The sequence below is a fragment of the Psychrobacter sp. Pi2-51 genome (assembly GCF_904846665.1).
Taxonomy (GTDB): Bacteria; Pseudomonadota; Gammaproteobacteria; order Pseudomonadales; family Moraxellaceae; genus Psychrobacter; species Psychrobacter glaciei.
The window spans coordinates 41,001-59,164 of record NZ_CAJHBP010000013.1 but is presented as its reverse complement, the minus strand read 5'-3'; the positions used below and the strand labels follow the sequence as shown (position 1 = coordinate 59,164).

Annotated in this window: 12 protein-coding genes; 6 read left to right on the top strand and 6 right to left on the bottom strand. The window is 44.6% G+C overall.

Going from position 1 to position 18,164, the window contains the following annotated elements:
- Positions 1 to 219: 219 nt before the first annotated feature.
- The 3 genes from JMY08_RS08590 to JMY08_RS08580 form a co-directional block, all read right to left on the bottom strand.
- Positions 220 to 1,686 carry a protein adenylyltransferase SelO gene (locus tag JMY08_RS08590; protein WP_201592885.1) on the bottom strand — a complete coding sequence of 489 codons (1,467 nt, stop codon included), beginning with the start codon at positions 1,684 to 1,686 and terminating at the stop codon, positions 220 to 222.
- A gap of 280 nt (positions 1,687 to 1,966) precedes the next feature.
- Positions 1,967 to 3,145: an acyl-CoA desaturase gene (locus JMY08_RS08585; protein WP_201592907.1), complete on the bottom strand. Its 1,179-nt coding sequence runs from the start codon at positions 3,143 to 3,145 to the stop codon at positions 1,967 to 1,969.
- A gap of 450 nt (positions 3,146 to 3,595) precedes the next feature.
- Positions 3,596 to 4,324: a glycerophosphodiester phosphodiesterase gene (locus JMY08_RS08580; RefSeq protein ID WP_201592883.1), complete on the bottom strand. Its 729-nt coding sequence runs from the start codon at positions 4,322 to 4,324 to the stop codon at positions 3,596 to 3,598.
- 424 nt (positions 4,325 to 4,748) lie between these two features.
- On the opposite strand from JMY08_RS08580, the gene JMY08_RS08575 reads away from it, so the two are divergent.
- Positions 4,749 to 5,729 carry a hypothetical protein gene (locus JMY08_RS08575; protein ID WP_201592881.1) on the top strand — a complete coding sequence of 327 codons (981 nt, stop codon included), beginning with the start codon at positions 4,749 to 4,751 and terminating at the stop codon, positions 5,727 to 5,729.
- Between the two features lie 137 nt (positions 5,730 to 5,866).
- Here JMY08_RS08575 and JMY08_RS08570 read toward each other — a convergent pair whose 3' ends face one another.
- Entirely contained in the window at positions 5,867 to 6,508 is a 642-nt protein-coding gene (locus tag JMY08_RS08570; protein ID WP_201592879.1) for a cob(I)yrinic acid a,c-diamide adenosyltransferase, read from the bottom strand.
- A gap of 239 nt (positions 6,509 to 6,747) precedes the next feature.
- Here JMY08_RS08570 and cysS point away from each other — a divergent pair, with 239 nt between their 5' ends.
- The 5 genes from cysS (at position 6,748) to pdxH (ending at position 14,905) form a co-directional block, all read left to right on the top strand.
- Positions 6,748 to 8,208: a cysteine--tRNA ligase gene (gene cysS, locus JMY08_RS08565; RefSeq protein WP_201592877.1), complete on the top strand. Its 1,461-nt coding sequence runs from the start codon at positions 6,748 to 6,750 to the stop codon at positions 8,206 to 8,208.
- A 313-nt stretch (positions 8,209 to 8,521) separates the two neighbouring features.
- Positions 8,522 to 10,516 (top strand): mechanosensitive ion channel family protein, encoded by a 1,995-nt coding sequence (locus tag JMY08_RS08560; RefSeq protein WP_201592875.1) that lies wholly within the window; start codon positions 8,522 to 8,524, stop codon positions 10,514 to 10,516.
- 407 nt (positions 10,517 to 10,923) lie between these two features.
- The gene (gene guaB, locus JMY08_RS08555) at positions 10,924 to 12,396 is read left to right on the top strand and encodes an IMP dehydrogenase (RefSeq protein WP_189584734.1); all 1,473 of its coding nucleotides are present in this window, start codon (positions 10,924 to 10,926) and stop codon (positions 12,394 to 12,396) included.
- A gap of 230 nt (positions 12,397 to 12,626) precedes the next feature.
- Positions 12,627 to 13,994, top strand: coding sequence for a phosphoglucosamine mutase (gene glmM / locus JMY08_RS08550; RefSeq protein WP_201592873.1), 1,368 nt, complete (start codon positions 12,627 to 12,629; stop codon positions 13,992 to 13,994).
- A gap of 239 nt (positions 13,995 to 14,233) precedes the next feature.
- A complete protein-coding gene (pdxH, locus tag JMY08_RS08545) occupies positions 14,234 to 14,905 on the top strand; it encodes a pyridoxamine 5'-phosphate oxidase (RefSeq protein WP_201592905.1) in 672 nt (223 codons plus the stop codon).
- 114 nt (positions 14,906 to 15,019) lie between these two features.
- On the opposite strand, the gene JMY08_RS08540 is transcribed toward pdxH, so the two are convergent.
- Together JMY08_RS08540 and JMY08_RS08535 are read right to left on the bottom strand one after the other, a co-directional pair.
- Complete coding sequence (locus tag JMY08_RS08540; protein ID WP_201592871.1) at positions 15,020 to 16,288, bottom strand: HlyD family secretion protein; 1,269 nt, start codon at positions 16,286 to 16,288, stop codon at positions 15,020 to 15,022.
- Positions 16,289 to 16,377: 89 nt separating this feature from the next.
- On the bottom strand, positions 16,378 to 18,066 hold the full coding sequence (locus JMY08_RS08535; protein WP_201592869.1) for an MFS transporter: 1,689 nt from the start codon (positions 18,064 to 18,066) through the stop codon (positions 16,378 to 16,380).
- Between the last annotated feature and the right edge of the window lie 98 nt (positions 18,067 to 18,164).

The following is an 18,164-nucleotide window of genomic DNA, read 5'->3' as shown; positions in this document are numbered from 1 at the left end:
AGGTAATGATTGGCGCTTAGATTGCAGCGAAAAAAGCAATTTTGCAAAATAGTTATTCTAGCACTATTGACAATTCGCGCCTAGTCAATAGCCGTGAATTGTCCGAACAATATAATAAAATGATATTCATTATTTAGCTGGTTGATAATGCCAAAGAACAGAGCCAAATATCAACCTTAATTTTATAATGTTTTAAAATACTATCGAACAGTAGGTGTATTAAGACGAGCAGCTAATGGGCATTTGCGGTGCGTGAGGTGCAGGCGGCGCACTATCTAAATCGGTAGCGATAGCTTGGACATCATAAGGATTGGCAAGTAGCTCGAATACACGATTAACTTCCTCGAATTGACCTTGTTCAGCGGCGGTAATGGCACGCTGAGCCATGCTGTTACGCAATACATAAGCAGGATTGTTCGCTTGCATGTCATTGAGCGCTTGTTCAATAGACAACGGCTGTAATTGCGCCAGATAACGTGCTGACCAGTCTTGCCAAACTTTATTTGCTTCGTCGTTGAGCTCTGCCACCATGGTAGACAGTAGCTGCTGCTCATAAGGATAATCGTTTGGCGCTACGAGAGCCAATAACGCCCGAAAGCTATTGGTATAGTCGAGTAAATTATCTTCGAGAAAAGTGAGCCACTCAAAGGTCAACATTAAGCTTTCTTTTTCATGCGGCAATCCAAGTTTACGGCATAGCCCCTGCTGATAGTGCTGCATAAAGGTCGCCTCGTAAGGTGCCAAACAGTCAGCCAGCGTTTCACGTGTTACTCCCTCTAAGCGCATGAAATGTGGTAGCCAAGTATTTAGATTCCAATGTCCGATAGCGGGCTGATTCTGATAAGCGTAACGCCCAGTATGGTCTGAGTGATTGTTAATCCATGCAGGATTGAAGCGCTCCATAAAGCCAAACGGCCCAAAGTCCAAGGTACTGCCCGTGATCGATAAGTTATCTGTATTCATCACGCCATGAGCGAAGCCAATCAGCTGCCAGTCGGCAATCATCCGTGCGGTACGCTCAACCACTGCGGTCAAAAATGCCAGCACTGGTGTCTCGCTTTGGCGGCACTCTGGATAGTAAGTGTCAATCATATAGTCGGTAAATTCACTGAGTAAATCAGGGGCGAAGCTGGCAATCCACTCGACATGACCCAACCGAATGTGACTGTCAGCCACGCGCATCAATGCCGCACCAGCTTCTATGCGCTCACGGCGTACTCTGGTATCAGAGACCACAAATCCTAAAGCGTTAGAGGAGGGAATACCAAGTTGGGTGAGGGCGTGACCACATAAATACTCGCGAATGGTACTGCGTAACACCGCGCGTCCATCACCCATCCGCGAATAAGGCGTCAGGCCGATACCTTTAAGATGCAAGTCTTGTGGTTGGTCGTTATTATCGAGCACTTGTGCCATCAATAATCCGCGCCCATCACCCAATTGACCAGCCCATTGCCCGAACTGATGACCCGCATAAGCCATGGCTAGCGGTTCAAAATCTGCTGGCAGGTATTGACCACCGAGTATCTCAACCCAGCGTGCCATTAGGTCTTCATCGTCTGCCCAGCCCAATTGCTGTGCCACCTGCATATTGAAGTGACCAATCCGTGGATTGTCTAGTGGTGTAGGGGGTTGTTTATGATAAAGACGTGTGTCTAGATTGACGTAGGTGTTTTGATAGCGCATGCAAGGCTTTCCCATCGAATGATATAATCGAATTATAAATTAAGTGACTTATTTTAGTGACTTGCTTACTATAGCATAGCCTTACCATTGCAGCGTTTCACTCTGTCCATCTCTTGTAATCTGCGCCTCTCAAGACTGTCTAATGAATCCTGTCGGATTTTATAAATCTCATAAATAAATAAGTGCTGTGAATAAACGTTAGATAAAAAAATCCCTCTATCTATTACAGATAAAGGGAAGGAAAAAAGTCAAAATAGAAAAGTCAGATTACTGTTAACGTTTAAGCCGCTTTGGCGTTATGACCAATAGAGCGAAATGCCGTCTTTAAATTGCTATTATGCTCAAGGATTTTTTGTTCAATCTTGGCATAGTCATTTTTCAGTATATCTTCAGCTTCATGCAAGCGATCCGCAAACTCTGTCTTTTTCATCTCAATAGTCTTGGCTTTTAGTACCTGCCATTCTTCTACTGTCTGGGTGAACGCATCAAATTCAAACTTAATACGATCTTGGAAGCTTTTCATTGCATGAGGTAGATCAATGCCACCAACGGTTGCTGTATCAATTTTCTGTTGTGCTGCCTTAAACTGCATTTGCACTTCAGCATGCTTGATGGTCGTGTCATCTACTGTACGTAGATCTGTTGTCAGACCCAGCTTCGATAAACCTACAATCAACCATTTGGTTGGATCATACTGCCACCATTTCACGCCATTACGATAATCGTATTGGAAGAAGTGATGATAGTTATGATAACCCTCACCCCATGTAAAGATGGCCAAGAAGAAGTTATCACGAGCCGTATTAGTATCCGTATAAGGACGGCTACCAAACATATGGCATAGCGAGTTGATAAAGAACGTAAAGTGATGCGTCAATACCAACCGCAGTAAACCAGCTATAACCAGCGTACCCCAGACATCACCCAATAACCAACCAATAGCAGCGACCATACCAACGTTCAAGGCAACGACCCATAGACCGTAGTATTTATGCTGAATCTGTAACGTTCTGTCTTTGGTCAAGTCAGGGATGTTCTTATAGTCAAACTTGCCGCTAGGGTAGTTGCGTAGCATCCAACCAATATGGCTGAACCAAAACCCGCGCTTTGCTGAATATGGATCATCCAAACGATCGTCTACATGGCGATGGTGAGTACGATGGCCAGACACCCAGTCAAACGCAGAGCCTTGCACCGCTAGGGTTGAGCCAAGCAACAAGAAATTTTTGACAATTGGATGCGCTTTATAAGCACGATGCGCCAATAGACGATGGTAACCGGTTGTGATGCTCATACCCGTCCATACCATAAAGGCACCAAATACGCCCCAAACAGGCGCGCTCACGTCATGCGTAAATAAATACCATGGCGTAATAATGGCGGCAGCAATTGGTGTGGCTACCAAGATAGTCGCTGGAATCCAGTTGATCGGCGCTTTTGTGAACTCAAACTCACGCATATCAATGCTTTGCTCTTCTGTAGAAACGTCAGTTTGTGCAGAATCTGTCGCATAGTTGCGTTTTGCTACAGGTTGCTCATCAAAAGCAGCTTGCGCCTTTTTTTCGTCAAAACGAGTTTTAAAACGCGTTACTTGAGTGCTGGCAGTTTTTACAAGCGTGTCGCCAGATTTGATAGCGAAACGTAAGCCTTTAAGCGGTAAGCCAAGTGCTTTTTTTGCAATCATATAATATCCCTAACGGTATTAATTTAAGACACCATAGTACCTTAAAAACTAAGTAAAGTGAACACTTATACACTATAAAAATATTGCTAAATAACAATAACTTGTATCGATTATGGTATTCATTGCTGTAAATAACCGGTGACTTATCAGGCATAGCGTAAAAGTGTAAGTAGCACGACAGATATGTAGGGGGTGTGAGGTTTTTTCAAGAGGGGTGTCGGGCCGTTAGTGTACCAATAGGTGGGTTGGAAAATCCGTAATAATTACATCAACCTGCCACATTATTAGTGATTTAATGGTATCGATGTCGTTGACCGTCCACGCACTAACAGGTAAACCATAACGATGGCTGTTTTTAATGACGGACTGGGTTAGGAGCGGGTAGTGGATACCCAGTCGACTACAGCCCAGTTGCAATGCGGTATTGGGCGCCGTTGCCAAGGCGTCAGGTGTGCGAATAAGCAAGCCGCGTGGGGTATGCATCAATAGCGGATGACGTTGCAAGCGAGCATGCAGCTCGACATCAAAGCTAGTAAGGACAATAGGTAAGCTGGCAAGTGGCGTGTCAATGAGGTTGTGTGCTAGCGCGTTAACCAACTGCCTATAATTGGTACGCTCATGGGTTTTTATCTCAAGCTCTATATAGCGAAAATTGGTCAGTACATCATAAGCGCACGCTAAAGTCATGACTGGATATCCATACTGCCGATAGCGTTTAATCTCAGCGAGCGTTAACTGGTCGATATGCGATTGCTGACCACACATGCGTTCTAAGTTATCGTCATGGAACACAACCAGTTGTCCATCAGCACTTAGCTGAACATCAAACTCAACCCCCGCTAAACCCCGTGCTTGTAAATGCTGTGCATGCTCAAAACCTGCCAAGGTGTTTTCGACTGCTTCACCGCGTGCACCGCGATGACCGAGCAAAAGCGTGTTGTTAAGATTTATCATAATGAGGAACTGTCGGCTATTTTTACGAGTAATGATATAGCGTCCAACCAACAGAATCTAACGAAATTTGCAAAATAGTTTTTGCTCAGGCGTTGCCTTAGAGAGTAGCAATATAAAAAATAAGTATGTGTCTAATAGATACTGCAAAGAAGGTTTTTAATCATCTTTGCTACTGCTTAATTATCATCAAAATTCTGTATTGATTATATAAGTATGTATTTGTTATGTTTTTGCAACCAAACGCGGCTTTTGGGTACAATGTTGGACATTATTTGTACAGTAGGGAGTTACACTAATGACCATCCTATTCAAACACCGTATAATAATCTGATTTTCAAATCTATCGCGGCAAATGTTGCGATCTGAATGTCAAATACCGTCCATCGCAGGCGGTAAGCATTAGTAAATTGGGAGTAAATTGAGTATGAGCGTAGCAAAAAGCAAGTGGATCAAATGGCAGCACGTTGCGGGTATTAGTCTGATATGTGGTTTGGCCGTGACAGGTTGTGATCGCTCAGATAAGGACGATAGCGCTGAAACGACAGCAGCAACGGCAGATCAACCAGTGACTGACGATAACGTAATCGCTCCTGCCGTCAGTTGTGATGATCCGCTGGTACAAGACCGCTTGAAATCCACGCTGAAAAACACGCTCAATCAGCAAGCCCAAACGTTGGCTGCCAATTATGCCAATGAGGCAGAAATCAGTCTAAACGGTGGTGCTGTCACTGACAAAATCAATGGCATTATTATCGATGTGCAAAATGCTGCAATCTTACAAGAAGCCAATAACAATGGTATGACGACTTGTCAGGCAAGCGTTAGTATGACTTTGCCAAGCGAAGATTTATATCAAGCAAGTCAAGTACAAGCGGCTGGTAACCAACCAAGCTTGCAGTCTCGATTAGCGCAAAACAATATTCGTATCAATAATAATATGCTCGTTGACGACGCTTTTACGTATGTCGTCGGTACTCAAGGTGGTCAAGTTCGTACCCGTATTGCTGGACAACCGGCACTATTGACTGTTGTGGCAGATGTGATGGCAGGCTCGGTGTTTAAGTCAGCGGTTGATGAGCAGCGCGCCCAACGTGCCGCTCAACAGGCTGAAAGTCGCCGTGATGCTGCACAGAACAATAACAACGATCAATCAGCGCCAACCCGTCAGCCAAGAATAGTGACGCCAACCGCCCCTGTTCGTCCAGTAGAGCCTGCTACGCCGCCGACCATTAATAATCCAAGCAGTAGCCAAAGCAACAGTCAGAGTAGCGCTACAGAAAACAACCAAGCCGCCGCGCCAAGTGCTGACGCCAAAAAGCCAGCAACACAAACAACGCCAAAGTTAGTGCCTAATGATGAGAGCATTGATATGGTCATCGTCGAAGATGATAGCGCTACATATTAAGTCGTCAAGACGAAGCAGTTGCTAATAGCATCTTAAAAAAGCCCGCAACTTTTACGCTGCGGGCTTTTCTGTATGAGCTATTGGCTTATCGATAGGCTGGCATATAGCCTCATATCGCTGTGCTGTGCTATAAGTGATTATTTATCACTGGTGAAATTTTGCAAGACTTGACTGTCCCACAGCACTTCAGAGACTTGGGCAGGATCGGTGCAAAAACGCGCCGCGACGAATAACCAATCAGACAAGCGATTTATAAAGCTAATCGCAGTACCGCGAATGGCTGGTGGACGTTGTTGCTGTAAGAGTACCGCTTGGCGCTCAGCACGGCGACAAACGGTACGCGCTATATGCAATTGACTGACCAATAGTGAGCCTGTCGGTAGAATAAAGTCTTTTAACGGTGGTAAGGTCGTGTTCATCGCGTCAATCTGTTGCTCCAACCATTCGATATGAGTGGCATTGACACCTTCATATTCTGGCATGGCCAACTCGCCACCGATATTAAATAATAAGTGCTGAATAATGACTAAGGCTTGAGCAAAGTCTAGTTCTTTTTGCTGCTGTAAGCGTTCAGGCAACTGCTGTTGGTTTGCGTTTTCATTATTATGGGCAGCTTGTGCCAAGTGCGCGCGTACCAGACCGATGTGTGAGTTGAGCTCATCGATATCACCCATCACGCTAAATAGGTTGTCGGCTTTACTCACGCGGCTGCCATCTGCCATACCGGTGCTGCCATCATCTCCGGTGCGTGTATATATTTTGCTCAAGCGATTGGCCATTTCTACATCCTTAGCGGTTTTTATCATTGAATAGGGTTAGTTGTGCGCTCATTGTAGTATTTTCCGGCTGATTTCGCTAAGATAATGGGTTAAGTTTTATAAAGTGATTATTTTTTATAAAGCGGTAACTTTTAAATTTATCATCTCATTAGTCGCGGTTAGTGGCTAATAGCACGGTACTCATATTTTATCGTCATCTCAATTTATCTATCTTGTTCTAATTAAAAGGCTTTTATACCATGACCACACCTCTTGCCGATGCAATGTCTCAGCTTGCCATTTATGATTCACTGACTGGCGGTAAGCGTCAGTTTGTACCACTCAAAGCCGGGCAAGTAGGTATGTATGTGTGTGGCATGACTGTTTATGATTATTGTCATATTGGTCATGCACGCATGATGATTGGCTTTGATATGGCAGTACGCTGGCTGACGCAACTGGGCTATGACGTCAATTATGTGCGTAATATCACCGATATCGACGACAAAATTATCACGCGCGCTGCCGAAAATGGCGAAGAGATTGGTGTATTGACTGAGCGTTTTATTAAAGCGATGCACGAAGACTTCTCTGCGCTTGGCTGCTTGACGCCTGATGCCGAGCCGCGGGCAACTGACCACATCGACGAGATGCAGCAAATGATTGAGACGTTGGTCACTGGTGACTATGCGTATGCTGGCGACAATGGCGATGTTTATTATGCCGTCGATAGTTTTGCTGACTATGGCAAATTGTCCAAGCGCAATCTTGATGATATGCAGGCAGGCTCGCGCGTTGATGTCGAGAACGATAAGCGCAATCCGTTTGACTTTGTATTATGGAAAGCTGCAAAACCTGATGAGCCGCAATGGGCGTCACCATGGGGTCAAGGGCGTCCAGGCTGGCATATTGAATGTTCGGCGATGTCGACCAAGTGCTTGGGCAATACTTTTGACATTCATGGCGGTGGTCATGACTTACAGTTCCCGCATCATGAAAACGAGATTGCGCAGTCTGAAGCAGCGACTGGCTGTGAGTATGCACGTAATTGGATGCATGTTGGTTTTATTAATGTCGATGGCGAAAAAATGTCTAAGTCATTGGATAACTTTTCCACCATTCGTGATGTCATTGCGCACTTCCATCCTGAAACGTTGCGCTTTTTCTTATTATCAAGCCACTACCGCAGTCAGGTGAATTTCTCTGATAGTGCCTTGGAAGAAGCACATAATAGCCTAAGCAGATTATACAATACCTTAAAGCTGGCTGAACAGCAAAAGGGTGAAGAATTGGTAATCAATGAGGCGTTAATAAATGACGCTTACAGTAGCACTGCTGGGCAAGATTTTATCAAAGCTATGAATGATGACTTTAATAGCTCGACGGCAATTAGCGTATTGTTTGGGCTGGCCCGTGATATCAATAAAGCCATCAAAGCTGAAGACGTGGCGAGTGTTTGGCAATGGGCGCAGCAGCTCAAAGCCTTGGCACAAGTATTAAATGTACTACAGCAACCAGTGTCACAGTTCTTACAAGCAGTCGTCGGTGATCAAGCAGATGACGGGTTAACTGATGCGGTTATTGATGGTCTAATCATTGAGCGAGCAGAGGCTAAAGCCAATAAAGATTTTGCGCGTGCCGATGAGGTGCGTGAGCAATTAAAAGCGGCGGGCATTGAGCTTGAAGACAGCCGTGCTGGTACGACTTGGCGCCGTGCCTAATGCTGTGCTTAATAATGCTTTGCTCAATATAGATGGTATCAACCATAAAATACGTCAACTAGGGCATGTCCTCAATTCAACCGAGAGCGATCTAAATGGGCTAAAAGTGGTTAAATTTTGCCAAACATCGTCAATTAGCTAGGTAATATCTCGATATTATCTGCGCTATTTTCCTTGTTTGACTGCCATTTACCTCACTTTTATCCTCATTTTTAAAATGAGGACACGCCCTAATAAATTAAGTCAGCATTGCGCTGGCTTTTTTTTGTAGACTGCATTAGGTTAAGAATATACTGAGGCCAAGATTTCTCTTATGCAAAATTTCCTACATTCTCTAGACACTACACACGTTAAAAACGTCAATGATAAACCTAACGCTATTTATGATGTTGGTGGCAGTGCTGTGCGCCACCATAGTAGACTGACACTTTTACTCAGCATGCTGGTCATGGTATGCAGTGTGTTTTATCTTCCTGCGACAGCGGCTACCAACCACGATACGGCCGTCGAAAATCAAAGTAATGCACTGAATACTGTGCTTGCGAAGCCAGAAAACTTGGCGGATTACACGGCACAGAAAATTGAACAGATCAAAAAAGAAGGCATTAGTGTCTCGGAGATTGCAGATGAAGTTGTCAATCCCTTAGACAAGGATGCAGTGCAGCAAGCAGGCGTACTGCAAGGAGATACGGGTCTCACTGGTGATTATAACGAAAGCTATTATTCTTTAAACAAACTAAATGCAGGATTGCCACCGCTCGCTGAACCACCAAATTTATCCACGCCGCTTGCCACCTTGGAGTTTTTTCAGTCAGCCGTCATGAAGCAGCAGTATGATTTGGCTGCTTATGCGCTCAATATGAATTTGATTGATGGTAAGTTGCAGCGTAGTCGGGCGATAGATCTGGCCAAACAACTTGATTTTTTGTTGATTGAAAAAAAGCTCTATGTTTTTGATGAATTGCCAGATCGCCCTGACGGTTTGATTGAGCCACCGCTTGGTAGCACGAACAGTATTCAAGGCATTCCTAGACGCTCTATTCAGCTTGGTTACATTGATTATCGTGAGCGCCGTGTACCCATACATTTAGAGCGTGTGCGCATTGATGATAGTGCGCCTTTTTGGATATTTTCTGCCCAAACGGTTGGTAATATCGATAACCTCTATGAGCAATACCATCCTGCAAAGTTTGAGCGTTATTTACCGGCGTGGACAACATTACAGTTATTTAGTATCGCCATCTGGGAGTTTTTAGCATTACTTATTTTCTTCTCTTTTACCATGGGAGTGGGCTGGTTACTCAGTAAAGGTGCTGGCAAGCTTCTCAATTGGTATGTCAAAGATAAAGCCGGTAATCGGCTGAGTACGCTCCACCACAATAGCGTGGAAGATTTGGTCAATAAGCTGACAGTACCGCTAACCTTTACCATCAGCTTCTCATCGGTATTTACCTTGGTATCGGGTGGCTTTCCTTACCTGGATGCAGTCGCTTCCTCTATACGTCCGATTATTTGGATTGGATTGGTCTTTAGCGCCATGTGGCTCGGTATACGTGTTATCAACTTTTTTGCCAACCGCTATCAAGATATGCAGATTGAAAACCTAGGAGAGGAGCAGTTTGACAAAGTGCGCCGTCGTCGAACTTACGTATCGATATTTCGCCGCGTCTTCGTATTTGTCATGGTGTTGGGCAGTATTTGGATAGGTCTGAGTGAGTTTGCCAACATGGAAGGCTTTGGCAAAACCTTAGTGACTTCGGCTGGCATTGCTGGCGTGGTCATTGGTATCGCCGCTCAACCAATACTGGGTAACATCATTGCTGGAGTACAGGTAGCAGTGACCCAGCCCGTACGAATTGGCGACAGCGTAATAATGGATGGCAACTTTAGTACCGTTGAAGACCTGCGTTATACTTATGCGGTACTAAAAACATGGGATGAACGTCGATTAATCGTGCCGATGCGCGAATTGATCACCGAAATGGTAGAGAATTGGTCGCATACAGAAGTGCATCAGACCTGTCCTGTGTTCTTATATATCGATTACGGCGCAGATATTGATGCCATTCGCCAGCAGTTTATCTCGGTGGTGAAAGACAACAAGCTTTGGGACAACAAAACTGAGCCTGAAATATTTGTCGTTGAGGTGACTGAAAAGACCATTCAACTGCGCGGCGCTGTTTCAGCGGTAGGCCCTGTAGAAGCATGGACATTGGCCTGTGAGATACGTGAGCAGATGCTTGATTATTTGTACCGTGAACAAAAGCATTATTTACCAGCTGAGCACCTTGTATTGAGACAAAAGTAGTCAATGTCTATTGGTTTGACGCTTAAAAAAATTGAATGTACAGCCTCACTATCGATAGACAACTTTGGGTAAAACCCACTGACAAATATAGCATGCGATTTGCTTGCTTATTTGTTATAATATGGCGTTATTTTTAAGGGATAACTGAGCGATTAAAGATAAGGCTGCGCAGTATTTGCGTTTTCTTACCACTGATAAATCAATAGCAGTTTTCTAGTGTCATTATTTGATGACAAATAATGTTTGATTATAAATAACGACTGGTACATTGCTTATTATCTAAAGCTCTATGATTCAAAGCCTTTAACAAATAAGGGTTGAACGTCGTAAAGTCATAATGGTGATCTTGATTGATTGTCTTAATGCGAAAATCCCACCCATCAAAATAACCACCACTAGGGGTCTGTATGTTACGAATTGTCGATGAAGCCTTCACCTTTGATGACGTTTTATTGTTACCAGCCTACTCTGAAATCTTGCCAAAATCTGCCGATCTGTCCACACGCTTGACCAAAAGTATCACACTGAATCTGCCGCTAATCTCGGCTGCTATGGATACCGTCACCGAATCTGAAATGGCTATCACCATGGCACAGCTGGGTGGTTTGGGTATCTTGCATAAGAGCATGGATATCGATAAGCAGGCCACACAAGTACGCCGCGTCAAAAAATTCGAAGCAGGAACGGTAGTCGATCCTATCACTGTGCATCCTGAAATGACGATTGGTGAATTATTAAGACTGACCCAAAACAACAATATCTCAGGTGTACCTGTGGTAGAAAAGGGCACGGATAAAGTCGTCGGTATCGTCACACATCGTGACTGGCGTTTTGAGACCAATCTGTCGTTACCAGTTAGCTATATCATGACGCCAAAAGAGCAGCTGGTCACCGTGCAAGAAGGTGAAAGCAATGAAAATATCAAAAAATTGCTGCATGAGCACCGTATCGAAAAAGTGATCGTGATTGATGAAGACTTTCGTCTGCGCGGTCTGATTACGGTCAATGACTTTGCCAAAGCTGAAAACAACCCAAATGCTTGTAAAGATGAGCAAGGCCGCTTACGTGTCGGCGCTGCTGTCGGTACGGGTGCAGATACGCAAGCGCGCGTTGAAGCATTGATTGCAGCTGACGTCGATATTATCGTGGTCGATACGGCACATGGTCATTCAAAGGGCGTGATTGAAAAAGTCTCTTGGATCAAGAAAAATTTCCCTCATGTACAAGTTATTGGTGGCAACATCGCTACCGGTGATGCAGCTCTAGCGTTACGTGATGCGGGCGCTGATGCGGTAAAAGTTGGTATCGGTCCTGGCTCTATTTGTACCACACGTATCATCGCGGGTATTGGTGTACCACAAATCTCAGCCATTGATAATGTGGCCAGCGCCCTAAAAGACAGTATCCCATTGATTGCTGATGGTGGTATTCGCTTCTCAGGTGACATGGCAAAAGCCATCGCAGCTGGTGCTTCTTGTATCATGGTCGGCTCATTAATGGCCGGTACTGAAGAAGCCCCAGGCGAAGTTGAGCTGTTCCAAGGTCGTTATTATAAAGCATATCGCGGTATGGGTAGCTTAGGTGCGATGTCAGGTCAGAATGGCTCATCAGACCGTTATTTCCAAGATGCCAAAGATGGTGTAGAAAAACTGGTTCCAGAAGGCATCGAAGGTCGCGTTCCTTATAAAGGACCAGTAGCAGGTATTGTCAATCAATTGGTAGGCGGTTTACGTTCATCAATGGGCTATACTGGCTGTGCGACTATCGAAGATATGCGTACCAAACCACAGTTCATCAAGGTGACGTCTGCGGGCATGAAAGAGTCGCATGTGCATGATGTGCAAATCACCAAAGAAGCACCGAACTATCGAGTGGATTAATTAAAACACTTTAGGACTAATAACTTCTTAATCCTAATAACTTTTTAGTCCTAAGAACGTCGATAGTCACTGACAGACAGCATGACAGTGACATCAGGATACAAACAGTCAACAATGCCCCGTCATTGTTGGCTGTTTTTTTTGTAAAATACACCAATAGATTATAATAACTATTGCCTTGCCTGCGCGTACGTCTGGCGTTTCATTTTTAGACTTGAGGAACATTTGTAATGAGCTACTTTGGCACTGATGGTATTCGCGGAAAATTTGGTGAGTTACCGATCACCCCTGATTTTATTCTAAAGTTAGGTTATGTGACTGGACTGGTGCTCATAGAAAACAATGACAATCCTAGCCGTAAGCCGAGCGTGGTCATCGGCAAAGATACTCGTCTCTCAGGCTATGTGATCGAAGGGGCGCTACAGGCCGGTTTTAACGCAGCAGGGGTCGATGTAAACATGCTTGGCCCATTACCAACGCCAGCTATCGCTCACTTAACTCGCAGCTTTCATGCAGATGCAGGCGTCGTTATCTCAGCATCTCATAATCCATACTATGATAACGGCATTAAGTTTTTTTCAGCTGACGGTAAAAAGTTGACCGATGAGATGCAAACGGCGATTAATGACAAATTAAAAGCCATTATGAGCGACTCTAATGGCAGCGATGTGCTCATGCCTATTCTTGATCCAGCACAATTGGGTAAAAATAACCGAATTAATGATGCTAAAGGTCGCTATATTGAATTCTGTAAAGGCAGCTTCCCTTATCAGTACGACTTAGCTCATCTAACTATTGTTGTCGATTGTGCCAATGGCGCAGGCTATAGCGTTGCCCCAAGAGTCATGCGTGAGCTTGGTGCCAACGTGATTGCTATTAATAATACGCCAGATGGTATCAATATAAACGCTGACTGCGGCTCGACCCATCCAGAGAGCTTGCAAAAAGCCGTACTCGAGCACGAAGCGGATGTCGGTATTGCCTTAGATGGTGACGGTGATCGTATCGTGATGGTCGATGAGATGGGTAAACTGGTCGATGGCGACGGCATTTTATATGTGCTTGCCACCCAAGGCAAAACGCCTGCGGTAGGAGTGGTTGGTACGCTCATGACTAACATGGGTCTAGAGTTGGCATTGAAGGAGGCAGGTATTGCCTTTACTCGTGCAAAAGTAGGCGATCGTTATGTCATGCAAGAGCTTGCCGCTCACGACTGGATACTAGGCGGCGAACCATCTGGGCATATATTATGCTTAGACAAGAGCCGTACGGGCGATGCGATCATTGCGAGCTTACAAGTATTGGCCGTTATGCAAGCGCAAAATAAAGCCCTAAGTGACCTTACAGAAGGCTTTGAAGTACTGCCACAGAAGCTGGTCAATGTACGCTTATCTACCATGCAAGATCCTTTTGAGCATAAAGAGTTAGTCGCCGCTTTTGATAAAGCACGTGCTACTCTAGAGGGTCGTGGTCGTCTGTTGATTCGTCAATCGGGCACTGAGCCGATGATTCGAGTGATGGTCGAGTCAGATGATGAGATAGAGTGTGATGTGATGGCCAATGATTTGGCTGAGCAGATTAAGGCAGTATTGGGCTAGGGCGTGTCTTCAATTCACTCGATAGTCATCTGAATGGGCTGAAAATGGCTAAATCTTGCCAAACATCGTCAAATAGCTGGTTAATATCCTGATATTATCTGCACTATTTTTCTTGTTTGACTGCAATTTATCTCATTTTTATCACCATTTTTGAAATGAAGACAAGCCTTAATAATCTCGATAAATACGTCATTAAAAAGGGCTTAATAATATAACGCAATCAAGGAATAGTTATGAGCATGGACTTTACCGATCAACGTTTATCGTACGAAAAAGGCGCTCTTGACCAGCAGTCGATTCCTACATCACCATTTGAGCTATTAAAAGGTTGGATTAGCGATGCGACCGAGCAAAAAGTGCAAGAGCCCTATGCGATGAGCCTTGCTACTTGCGGGGCAGATAATAAACCCAGTGTGCGTATTGTATTAATGCGTGAGATTACTGAGACTGGTGTGGTGTTTTATACCAACTATGAAAGTGCTAAAGGTCAAGATATCGCTGAGAACCCTAATGCAGAAGTGCTGTTCTTTTGGCATGAGCTTGAGCGGCAAGTCCGTATCAGCGGTAGCATTGCTAAAATAGATGCCAACAAGTCAGCTACGTACTTCCAAAAGCGTCCACACGATAGTCAAGTAGGCGCATGGGTCAGCCAACCACAAAGCGGTGAAGTCGCTAACCGAGAAGTTATGGAACAGACCTTTGACCAGCTCCAAGCAGAGCATCCAGACAATAGCACTGTGCCAACGCCAGAGTTTTGGGGTGGGTATGAGATTACTATTGAAAAGATTGAATTTTGGCAAGGTCGGGCCAATCGTATGCATGATCGAATTGTGTATACGCAGAGTAGCGGCGACAACAGTGAAGGTAATGAAGACAGCGTCAGTTGGACAACCAAGCGTCTGTTACCATAGTGTTTGTCTTATTTTGAAATCCTAGAGTATTTGAAAGTATAAAAAAGCCACTCTACATCCAGTTTTTCTGGTTTTAGAGTGGCTTTTTTTATGTCATTCATTTGCTTTATCTTTTTACTTAATCTCGGTATCGACATCCACTGAGACCGACATACCAGGACGTAATTGAGCAAGCTCAGCCTGATTTTGGTCTAAGTCAATGCGCACGGGGATACGCTGGGCAATTTTAATATAGTTGCCAGTCGCAGGGTTTGCCGCGCCTGCGCTAAATTCACTACCAGTCGCTGGTGAGATATTGCTGACACGCCCGTGGAATTTGGCACCACCAAGCGCGTCAACATGGATGGTTGCAGGTTCACCAATTGCCATATTAGCGACTTGCGTTTCCTTAAAATTCGCGATAATCCAAACGCCTTTAGGAACGACATACATCAGCTGGGTGCCAGCACTAACGTATTGACCTTCTTTGACACTGACCTGACTCAACTGTCCCGCTTCAGGTGCGGTGATGATGGTATTGTCTACATTAATTTGTGCTTGCTTGAGACCTGCTTCAGCATTTTTTATGTTCGCGTCCAAAGAGGAGCGGCTGCCACTGGTTTTTTTGCGGTTTTCGCGAGCTGCTTGTAAATTAGCTTCAGCTTGCTGGACGCCTGCCTGTGCTTGCGCAAGTTGTGCTTTTGTATGAGCAACTTCTGCCTTTGATACTGCGCCGATAGCATCCAAACCTTGATATCGATTGACATCTTCACGAGCACTTTCGACACTCACTTTGGCACTGTATAAGTCAGCTTCACGTGCTTCAATTTGTGCTTGGCTTGATTGAGTATCTTGAGTGTTGCTAGAGCGGTTGGTAACGGCCACTTCTATATTGGCCTGCGCTTGCTCAAGCTGTTGACGGAAGCTACGATCATCAATTTTTACTAGTAAGTCACCCGCTTTTACGTTGGCAAAATCCTGTACGGCTACTTCGGTGATGTAGCCGGATACTTGCGGGCTAATAATGGTGGTTTGTCCTTTTACAAAGGCGTTATTGGTTTGCTGCACAGTAGGCGTGAAGGGTGGCAGCTTCCATGCATATAAAATTAATGCCACACCAATGACAATCATTACAACCAGTAATCCTAAATTCAGATAGGATTTTTTCTTTGGCGACCAGCCAGTAGCCGCTGCGATAGGTTCTTTTGGTGGCATAGGCGTCTCATCACGTGAGCCTTTTTGTATGTCAGTAGCTGGATTTGTCTCAGAGGTATCCGTTTGCTCTATTGTAGGATTTTCGGCCTGATTGGTATCGGTATTTGACGCAATACGTGCGTCCGTTATGGGAGCATCAGTTGACGTCTGAGGTGTTTGATTCAGTTCACTGGGTTTCTTTTGGCTCATGACGCGCTCCTAAATGTTTAATTAGCAAATACTTAAACGGTGTGGCGATAAATCAATAAAGTGAAAAATCACTCATGCAATAAAAGACGTTATTTTGGTTCACGCATTTTTGCAATAACAGCAAGCTCTTTGGCCAGAGGATTGCGTTTGTGATAACGATAGTAAAAATAATTGAGTAATAACATAGCAGTAGCCACAGTTGATAGAATAGCCATGATAAAAAACAAATCACCATAAGCGGAGACTGTTGCTTGGCGCTGAATACCTTGTAATACTTGGCTCATTGCACCAACATTCGCTTGCGCTGCATCCGTCGTTTGGTTTGACAATACACTACGAGTACCGGCAATTTGAGCACTGAACGCAGGATCCCCCAAATTCAGTGAGCTGACCATATCTGCATAATGTACCTGTGTACGAATGGTTGTAAATGCCTGAATTGCCGCCGCACCTGCCAAGCCGCCCACCGTTTGTGAAATACCAAAAATAACGGAAAAACTAATAATATAGGCAGGACCACTGGCAATCGCACGCAAAAATCCTTCAAAAACCAGAGGCCCCATGAAATACACGGCAGCAAATGCAATCAAAAATTGGCTGAAATAAAACATATAGGGTGCAGAATTAATAGACACACCCACATCCATCCAAGAGCCTAATGCAATCAATGCCACTGCAAAAATAACGGGTCGACGTAAATCCATCGGATTGGTGCTAAAAATACTAATCACTAAAGCCAACACACTGGCAGCCAATATGACCGCATAAAAAGTAATGAGCTGATCGTTACCATAGCCTAAGTTGGCAAGTAATCCTGCCGCACCGACATTTTGCTCAGATAGCAAAATTCGCATGACAGCGCCCGTAATCATAAAAGCGATAATATTGCGGCTACGCATCCAGCGAACTTGTAGCATTGGGTTTTTTCGATGCGTTTCGATCCATAAGGCGATGCTGATTCCAACAATGGCAATCATCAGTGGATAGACAAGCCAAGGCGTCGTCCACCATAAAATCCTACCTTGCACCAAAATGACCGCTAATGCAGCCAGACCGCTCGCAAAAAACCCAAAGCTGAGAAAATCGAGTTTCTCAAATACTTTTTCTGTATTACCTGGTGGTAGCTCTAAGATATTAATCAATCCAAAGCAAATCAGTGCTAAACCAAATTGGAATAGAAATAAGTTTTCAAGCTGACCATCGATGGTGAGGTAGGGCGAGATGATGCGGGATAATGGAATACCGAACTGTACCAAGCCAAAGCCCAATATTAGGCCACTAGTACGTTTGACAGTTGGCATACCTTGCAAGCAATAAAATAAGCCCAATATGGTCATGCCACTGGCCACCATACCGCTAAGTCCCCTTGCGACAATCTCTAGGTAATAGGGCTCGATGCCAATGTTGGGCGTATCTAATAAGTGACTACTGATCAGCCACTGTAGACTCGTGGCGGCTAACAGAAAAAACAGGGTGATTTTACTAAACAGTGACATGCCAAATTGTTGGCGAATTTTGTACAGTAGAACGGTGATACAGGCATTGGTCATATTGTAGCTGACAGATATCCAACCCCCTTCGGCGGGCGTTAATCCCAATTGGCCTTGAATTTGAGTAAGATTTGCGACAAGTAGACCATTTTGAAAGCTGGCTGTGAGACCAACGAAAATTCCAATCAGTAAATAAAATACTTTACGGCGCACTGGGTGGTCAGGATTGGCTGGAGAGCCCACCATCATTGGTTGTTCGTGGGGCTTAAACTGGTATTCAGTACTCATGGTCGTATGATGATTTGTGTGAATGAATAGAGTAAGGACATGGTACAGCTCCCCTATGATTGGCGGCGTTAGCTGCGCGTGTCAGTAACTGATCTTAG